The following is an 8,649-nucleotide window of genomic DNA, read 5'->3' as shown; positions in this document are numbered from 1 at the left end:
ATCACCGACCAAATTCAAAAGCCTGCTCAACGAGCAGGCTTTTTTGCATCTGTAGCTTTTACTGATATGCAGCATCGCCTCCGGGGATTTCAGCCGCACCGCACACCGCTCCCGGGGGCGGCGCAAAGCGCCTTGCCCGGGCTACAGGTTCAGCATTGTTTGCGGGCAGGTAGCCCGGACAGATGCGCAGCATCGCCTCCGGGAAAAGGCGCTGCCTGCTAAGAGTGTGAAAAAACGCATCCATCCTCATTTCCTGCCGCCAATTCCCTATTTTGTGACATCTTCCATTGTATTTTTTTATATATGCTCCGATCTTTTTTCGCGAAGCTTATGGATAACTTCAGCATTTTCCGCTGTGCGTTTTAACGTTCACGCTATTTATCGCTCACATATTGGTCACATCGCAAGAAATTTTTACCATTTCCTGGAATTGCTTATGACTGCCTGTTGAAAAATATAAAGGGCTTTATTCTGTCTATTGGCCGCTAGCATAAATTTCTCTGCTGGAAATAGCGCATTGCACTTTTTTTAATCTTTGCCTGCCGATTCTCACCCCGGATGTAAAACCAGGTTGGCTGTATTGACGTTTCCCCATTCTGTTGACAGATTGTAGGGCATGAGGGGCATTTCATGGAGAATCCGTACTGCAACTCAGTCGTTTTTGCGAAAGGAATCCCCATCTCTCTCAACGCTTTCGGGCACCACCGACCGGACCGGGTATATTCTAAATAGTTCGAGCTGCGGGAAGGCGGCAAGCTTGAGAATCCCCAGGAGCATAGATGGCTATGTGACTGGAGCGATCGAGCGCAGCCAACGCATCCGTAGTTCGAAATATGACGAATAAAAATAAATAAAGGTCTGGCGGATATATGCAAACAACATCACATTTGGAGCAGAATAATGAGTATTTCCTTGAAGAAATCAGGGATGCTGAAGCTTGGTCTGAGCCTGGTTGCCATGACCGTCGCAGCAAGCGTACAAGCGAAGACCCTGGTTTATTGTTCAGAAGGTTCGCCGGAAGGCTTTAACCCACAGCTCTTCACCTCTGGTACCACCTATGACGCCAGCTCAGTGCCAATTTATAACCGCCTGGTAGAATTCAAAACCGGCACCACGGAAGTTATTCCGGGCCTGGCGGAGAAATGGGAAGTTAGTGAAGACGGAAAAACCTATACTTTCCATCTGCGTAAAGACGTGAAGTGGCAGGATAACAAAGATTTTAAACCGACCCGCACGCTGAACGCCGATGACGTCGTTTTCTCATTCGACAGACAAAAAAATACCAATAACCCGTACCACAAAGTGTCTGGCGGCAGCTATGAATACTTTGAAGGCATGGGATTACCAGACCTGATTAGCGAAGTGAAGAAAGTGGACGATAATACCGTCCAGTTCGTGCTGACCCGTCCGGAATCGCCGTTCCTTGCCGACCTCGCTATGGACTTCGCCTCTATTCTGTCAAAAGAGTATGCCGATAACATGCTGAAAGCCGGTACGCCGGAGAAAGTGGACCTCAACCCAATCGGTACCGGTCCGTTCCAGCTGCTGCAGTATCAAAAAGACTCCCGTATTCTCTATAAAGCCTTCCCGGGTTACTGGGGCACTAAGCCGAAAATCGATCGCCTGGTCTTCTCCATCACCCCTGATGCTTCCGTGCGCTACGCTAAGCTGCAGAAAAATGAATGCCAGATCATGCCGTACCCGAACCCGGCAGACATCGCGCGCATGAAGGAAGACAAAAATATCACCCTGCTGGAACAGCCGGGTCTGAACGTCGGCTACCTCTCTTTCAACACCGAGAAGAAGCCGCTGGATGATGTCAAAGTTCGTCAGGCGCTGACCTACGCGGTAAACAAAGAAGCGATTATCAAAGCCGTTTATCAGGGCGCCGGCCAGGCCGCGAAGAACCTGATCCCGCCGACCATGTGGGGCTATAACGACGACATTAAAGACTACACCTACGATCCAGAAAAAGCGAAAGCGCTGCTGAAAGAGGCAGGACTGGAAAAAGGCTTTACCATCGACCTGTGGGCGATGCCGGTACAGCGTCCGTATAACCCGAACGCGCGCCGTATGGCTGAGATGATTCAGGCCGACTGGGCAAAAGTTGGCGTCCAGGCCAAGATCGTGACCTTCGAGTGGGGTGAATACCTCAAGCGCGCGAAAGCGGGCGAGCACCAGACCGTAATGATGGGCTGGACCGGCGACAACGGGGATCCGGATAACTTCTTCGCGACCCTGTTTAGCTGCGCCGCGGCAAAAGACGGTTCTAACTACTCCCGCTGGTGCTACAAGCCGTTTGAAGACTTGATTCAACCGGCTCGCGCTACCGACGACCACAACAAGCGTATTGAGCTGTACAAACAGGCTCAGGTTGTGATGCATGACCAGGCGCCGGCGCTGATCGTCGCTCACTCCACCGTCTATGAGCCGGTGCGTAAAGAGGTCAAAGGCTACGTGGTCGATCCATTAGGTAAACACCACTTCGATAACGTCTCTATCGAATAATAACAGCGTGTTCCCCCTCTCCCCGCCTTGGGGAGAGGGAATTGACATTTGTGAGCAATACAGACGTCCTGTCACCAGGCGGGTCGTCACTAGAGAGAATCCGGGTTATGTTGCAGTTCATTCTCCGACGTTTGGGACTTGTCATCCCGACATTTATCGGTATTACCCTTCTCACTTTTGCCTTCGTTCATATGATTCCCGGCGACCCGGTGATGATTATGGCGGGCGAACGTGGTATTTCCCCTGAACGTCACGCGCAGCTGCTGGCCGAGATGGGCCTTGATAAACCGATGTGGCAGCAGTACGTCAACTATATTTGGGGCGTGATGCACGGTGATTTGGGCATCTCGCTGAAAAGCCGTATTCCGGTCTGGGAAGAGTTCGTACCGCGCTTTAAAGCCACGATGGAGCTGGGCGTCTGCGCGATGATTTTTGCCGTCATTGTCGGTATCCCGGTGGGCGTGCTGGCGGCGGTTAAGCGCGGCTCTATCTTCGACCACACCTCCGTTGGCCTCGCGCTGACCGGCTACTCTATGCCCATCTTCTGGTGGGGCATGATGCTAATCATGCTGGTGTCGGTGCAGCTCAATCTGACGCCGGTTTCCGGGCGTATCAGCGATACCGTCTTCCTTGACGATACCCTGCCGTTGACCGGATTTATGCTGATCGATACCGCGATTTGGGGCGAGCCGGGCGACTTTATTGATGCGGTAATGCATATGATCCTGCCCGCAGTGGTGCTGGGGACGATTCCCCTGGCGGTGATCGTGCGTATGACCCGTTCGTCGATGCTGGAAGTGCTGGGTGAGGATTATATCCGTACCGCGCGCGCGAAAGGCCTGACGCGGATGCGGGTAATCATCGTGCATGCTTTACGTAACGCGATGCTGCCGGTGGTCACGGTTATCGGCCTGCAGGTCGGTACGCTGCTGGCGGGGGCTATCCTGACCGAAACCATCTTCTCCTGGCCGGGCCTTGGCCGCTGGCTGATTGATGCGCTGCAGCGCCGCGACTATCCGGTGGTGCAGGGCGGGGTGCTGCTGGTGGCGACGATGATTATTCTCGTCAACCTGCTGGTCGACCTATTGTACGGCGTGGTGAACCCGCGTATCCGGCATAAGAAGTAAGGGGCCATCATGTCACAAGTTACTGAAAATAAAGTTGTCGCCGCGCCGGTGCCAATGACCCCGTTGCAGGAGTTCTGGCACTATTTTAAACGTAATAAAGGCGCCGTCGTGGGGCTGGCCTATGTCGCGGTGATGATCATCATCGCCGTCTTCGCCAACTTCCTCGCGCCTTACAATCCGGCGGATCAGTTCCGCGATGCGCTGCTGGCTCCGCCGTTCTGGCAGGAGGGCGGCAGCATGTCCCACCTGCTCGGCACCGATGACGTTGGCCGCGATATCCTGTCGCGCCTGATGTACGGCGCGCGCCTGTCGCTGCTGGTAGGCTGTCTGGTCGTTGTGCTATCGCTGATCCTCGGTGTGGTGCTCGGTCTTGTCGCGGGCTATTTTGGCGGCGTGATTGACTCGGTCATTATGCGCGTTGTCGACATTATGCTGGCCCTGCCAAGTCTGCTGCTGGCGCTGGTGCTGGTGGCCATCTTCGGCCCGTCGATCGTCAATGCCTCTATAGCGCTGACCTTTGTCGCCCTGCCGCACTACGTGCGTCTGACCCGCGCGGCGGTGCTGGTAGAGGTGAACCGCGATTACGTCACCGCTTCCCGCGTGGCGGGGGCCGGCGCGATGCGTCAGATGTTCATCAACATTCTTCCTAACTGCCTTGCGCCGCTGATTGTTCAGGCGTCTCTGGGCTTCTCTAACGCCATTCTCGATATGGCCGCTCTTGGCTTCCTTGGCATGGGTGCGCAGCCGCCGACACCGGAGTGGGGCACGATGCTCTCCGACGTGTTGCAGTTCGCGCAGAGCGCCTGGTGGGTCGTCACCTTTCCCGGTGTCGCTATCCTGCTGACGGTGCTGGCATTTAACCTGATGGGTGACGGTCTGCGTGACGCGCTCGATCCCAAACTGAAGCAGTAAGAGGTTCGAGATGGCGTTATTAAATGTAGATAAACTCTCGGTGCACTTCGGCGACGAAGGGACGCCGTTCCGCGCCGTAGATCGCGTGAGCTACAGCGTAAATCAGGGCGAAGTGGTTGGTATCGTCGGCGAGTCCGGTTCGGGTAAATCGGTTAGCTCTTTGGCGATTATGGGGCTGATTGACTATCCCGGCCGGGTGATGGCTGAAAAGCTGGAGTTTAACGGTCGCGACCTGAAGCGCATTTCCGAAAAAGAGCGCCGCCAGCTGGTGGGCGCGGAAGTGGCGATGATCTTCCAGGACCCGATGACCAGCCTGAATCCGTGCTATACCGTCGGCTACCAGATTATGGAAGCCATTAAGGTGCACCAGGGCGGCAACAAGAAAACCCGCGTGCAGCGGGCTATTGACCTGCTGACGCTGGTCGGTATCCCCGACCCGGCTTCGCGTCTTGATGTCTATCCGCATCAGCTTTCCGGCGGTATGAGCCAGCGCGTGATGATTGCGATGGCCATCGCCTGTCGGCCAAAGCTGCTGATTGCCGATGAACCCACGACGGCGCTGGATGTGACTATCCAGGCGCAGATCATTGAGTTGCTGCTTGAGCTGCAGCAAAAAGAGAATATGGCGCTGATCCTGATCACCCACGATCTGGCGCTGGTGGCCGAAGCGGCGCACAAAATCATCGTCATGTACGCGGGGCAGGTGGTGGAAACCGGCGACGCGCAGGATATCTTCCGCGCGCCTCGCCACCCCTATACGCAGGCGCTGCTGCGCGCGCTGCCGGAGTTCGCTCAGGATAAAGCGCGCCTTGCCTCGCTGCCGGGCGTGGTGCCGGGTAAATACGACCGTCCGAACGGCTGTTTGCTCAATCCGCGCTGCCCCTATGCGACAGACAAATGCCGCAGTGAAGAACCTGAGCTGAACCTGCTTAACGGCGGTCGCCAGTCGAAATGTCATTACCCACTTGATGATGCCGGGAGGCCTGGGCTATGAGTACGCATGAGGCCACCACGCAACAGCCTCTGTTGCTGGCCACCGATCTGAAAAAATACTACCCGGTGAAGAAGGGGCTGTTTGCGCCGGAACGCCTGGTCAAAGCGCTGGACGGCGTTTCGTTTACCCTTGAACGCGGTAAAACGCTGGCGGTGGTGGGGGAGTCTGGCTGCGGCAAGTCGACGCTCGGTCGTCTGCTGACGATGATTGAAATTCCCACCGGCGGCGAGCTTTACTACCAGGGACAGGACCTGTTGAAGCACGATCCGCAGGCGCAGAAGCTGCGCCGGCAGAAAATCCAGATTGTGTTCCAGAATCCCTACGGTTCGCTTAACCCGCGTAAAAAGGTGGGGCAGATTCTCGAGGAGCCGCTGCAGATCAACACCAGCTTGAGCAAAGAGCAGCGTCGGGAGAAGGCGCTGGCGATGATGGCGAAAGTGGGTCTGAAAACCGAACATTACGACCGTTATCCGCATATGTTCTCCGGCGGCCAGCGTCAGCGTATCGCGATTGCCCGCGGTCTGATGCTGGACCCGGACGTGGTGATTGCCGATGAACCGGTCTCCGCGCTGGACGTTTCGGTGCGCGCGCAGGTGCTGAACCTGATGATGGATTTACAGCAGGATCTGGGGCTTTCTTACGTCTTCATCTCTCACGATTTGTCGGTCGTGGAGCATATCGCTGATGAAGTCATGGTGATGTATCTGGGCCGCTGCGTGGAGAAAGGGACGAAGGATCACATCTTCAATAACCCGCAGCATCCGTACACTCAGGCGCTGCTGTCAGCCACGCCGCGTCTGAATCCGGATGACCGCCGCGAGCGTATCAAGCTCACCGGCGAGCTGCCGAGCCCGCTGAATCCGCCGCCGGGATGCGCGTTTAACGCCCGCTGTCGCCGCCGTTTTGGCCCATGTACCCAGCTTCAACCGCAGTTGAAAGACTACAGCGGCCAGCTGGTGGCCTGCTTTGCGGTCGACCAGGATCAAAACGGCGAGAAGCCGCTGAGCTGATCCAGGTAACCGATAATCAAAGCCGAAGCCTGTGCTTCGGCTTTTTTTAGCCCGGACTCAGCGCTGTTGGAACAAACCTACAACGAACAATGCTGGCACCCTACGCCAGTACAATAGTTATTGCGGGAGAGCGAGATAACTACATGAAAATATTTTGTTTTATCTTCGTTCTTTCTTTGGTTGGAGCGGGTAAGCAGCAAAGGTGATTCATGAAATTGTTCCTTGTTGTTCGGTCAACGCTTTATATTCCTGGTTTTTGGCTAACATCCTGAGCTATTTATTTTGCGCCACGGTGTTATTTATTATTTTAATTAAGCGTGGCAGGTGATTACTAAAGACATTAAAAAATATTAAAATGTTTTCTCTTTCGCATTCAGTCGGCGCGTATTACACGGTTTTTAAAAGTTAAACGGCATAAAAAACTACGGCCTGCTGATAGCCCGGCAGGTTGCGGGGGGATTGATGACGCTGCCGCCCAAAAAATGGGGCTATCATTTTGAAAAATAGCTGTTAGTGTAGCCGCACTACCGCTATGGAATTAAACCAGTCAGGCTTATTCAAAATAATCAAATTAATACTAAAGTTAGCGTATTGTGACGGGCGTAACTCCCCAAAAAACAACCCATTAAACTATGCTCTGGCGGCATAGCATGACAATTAAAACAGATTAAATATGATGTATTTAAAATCATGAGGTTATCTATGAACCATTATGATGATTTGCAGCGCTTCAAGGAAAAGACGCGGACACACAGTCTCCCATTCAAGGACCTCTCATCAGAAACCGGCGCCGGTGAAAAAGGCGATTGGGTTATTCTCAATCAGCTTATTCCTGCCGAGCAAGCATCCTCTTTGGCTATGGGAGGATCGGTATCTTTACCCCTGCCGCAGCTGGTGCCGGCCAATATGTTTCATCAGGTGGAGCGGACAGCCGTTCAGACCGCGCCGGCGGCATCGTCGGTTGCGCCGTCGGTAATGATACCCGACCCTGCAGCCCCATCCGCGCCGCAGCCTGTTCCCGCGGTGAGTCATATTGCTCCGGTTGCCGTAGAACCGATAGTGCAGGCAGGCGAGGCCGCGACCGGGCAAGCGTTCCGGACAGCCGTATCGCAACCTGTTGCGCCGCTATCTGACCACGTGCCAGCTCCGGCTGTCAGACCTCGCCCGGCGATAGCGCCGACGGTGGACGGTTTTGCCCATCTCTTTGCGGCAAAAACGGTGGCGCCAGCGGCGAAAGATAAAGATCAGCCCCTGAAATCACTCTTAGAAAGGATTGCGACATGCCGTTGATCTGCGTGTGTTCGCCGAAAGGCGGCGTAGGAAAGACGACCCTGGCGGCAAACCTGGCCTGGGCGTTGGCCCGCGCAGGCAGCAAAGTCCTGGCTCTGGATTTTGATGTGCAGAACGCGCTGCGCCTGCATTTTGGCGTGCCTCTCGGCGATGAGCGTGGGTATGCCGCAAAAGCGCTGGAGCTCCATGACTGGAGCCAGTGCGTGTTAAGCGCCGGCAGCAATATTTTCGTTTTGCCCTACGGCGAGGTGAGCGAGGCGCAGCGACAGGCGTTCGATGAGCGTCTGACCCATGACGCGCATTTCCTGACGCGCGGGCTGGCGGCACTGCTTAACTATCCTGGGCTGATTACCGTTGCCGACCTGCCGCCGGGCCCTTCACCCGCGCTAAAGGCGCTGACTTCGCTGGCCGACATGCATCTGGTACCGCTGCTGGCGGATACCGCATCAATGTCCGCATTGTCGCACGTGGAAAAGCAGCGCCTGACCGGAGGCGCTCTCAACGCTAAACACGGTCACTATTTTGTGATTAACCAGAGCGATAACCGTCGCCAGGTCAGTCGCGATGTCACGGCGTTGATGGAAGAAAAGCTGGGCGATCGTCTGCTGGGCATTATTCATCGTGATGAAAGCGTGGTGGAGGCAAATGCCTCTCAGAAGTCGATCCTCGACTTTAACTCATCCTCCGCAGCCGCCTTTGATATTGAAATTATTGCCAAAAAAATCTCTGCGCAGTTGGGTATCAATATCGGCGACGGCACGGTGCACAGCCAGCCTCGCAGGTCAGGTCTTTAATTTAACTGCAGGGC

The 8,649-nt window shown here is 55.0% G+C and carries 6 protein-coding genes and 1 pseudogene; all 7 read left to right on the top strand.

Going from position 1 to position 8,649, the window contains the following annotated elements; translation table 11 throughout:
• Positions 1 to 900: 900 nt before the first annotated feature.
• Complete coding sequence (dppA, locus tag ABLV12_RS12600; RefSeq protein WP_004116299.1) at positions 901 to 2,508, top strand: dipeptide ABC transporter periplasmic-binding protein DppA; 1,608 nt, start codon at positions 901 to 903, stop codon at positions 2,506 to 2,508.
• A 107-nt stretch (positions 2,509 to 2,615) separates the two neighbouring features.
• On the top strand, positions 2,616 to 3,635 hold the full coding sequence (dppB, locus tag ABLV12_RS12595; protein ID WP_004106742.1) for a dipeptide ABC transporter permease DppB: 1,020 nt from the start codon (positions 2,616 to 2,618) through the stop codon (positions 3,633 to 3,635).
• Positions 3,636 to 3,644: 9 nt separating this feature from the next.
• Positions 3,645 to 4,547 carry a dipeptide ABC transporter permease DppC gene (gene dppC, locus ABLV12_RS12590; RefSeq protein WP_004106740.1) on the top strand — a complete coding sequence of 301 codons (903 nt, stop codon included), beginning with the start codon at positions 3,645 to 3,647 and terminating at the stop codon, positions 4,545 to 4,547.
• Positions 4,548 to 4,557: 10 nt separating this feature from the next.
• Positions 4,558 to 5,541: a dipeptide ABC transporter ATP-binding protein gene (dppD, locus tag ABLV12_RS12585; RefSeq protein WP_004116296.1), complete on the top strand. Its 984-nt coding sequence runs from the start codon at positions 4,558 to 4,560 to the stop codon at positions 5,539 to 5,541.
• Positions 5,538 to 6,551: a dipeptide ABC transporter ATP-binding subunit DppF gene (gene dppF / locus ABLV12_RS12580; RefSeq protein ID WP_064397763.1), complete on the top strand. Its 1,014-nt coding sequence runs from the start codon at positions 5,538 to 5,540 to the stop codon at positions 6,549 to 6,551. Before dppD ends, dppF begins: the two co-directional genes overlap by 4 nt.
• A 702-nt stretch (positions 6,552 to 7,253) precedes the next feature.
• Entirely contained in the window at positions 7,254 to 7,841 is a 588-nt protein-coding gene (locus ABLV12_RS12575) for a cellulose biosynthesis protein BcsO (RefSeq protein ID WP_064397765.1), read from the top strand.
• Position 7,842: 1 nt separating this feature from the next.
• A pseudogene (bcsQ, locus tag ABLV12_RS12570) lies at positions 7,843 to 8,635 on the top strand (cellulose biosynthesis protein BcsQ).
• The last annotated feature ends 14 nt before the right edge of the window (positions 8,636 to 8,649 follow it).

Source organism: Klebsiella sp. CN_Kp100, assembly GCF_040065315.1.
GTDB lineage: Bacteria > Pseudomonadota > Gammaproteobacteria > Enterobacterales > Enterobacteriaceae > Klebsiella > Klebsiella oxytoca.
This window is presented reverse-complemented; position numbering and strand designations above follow the sequence as displayed.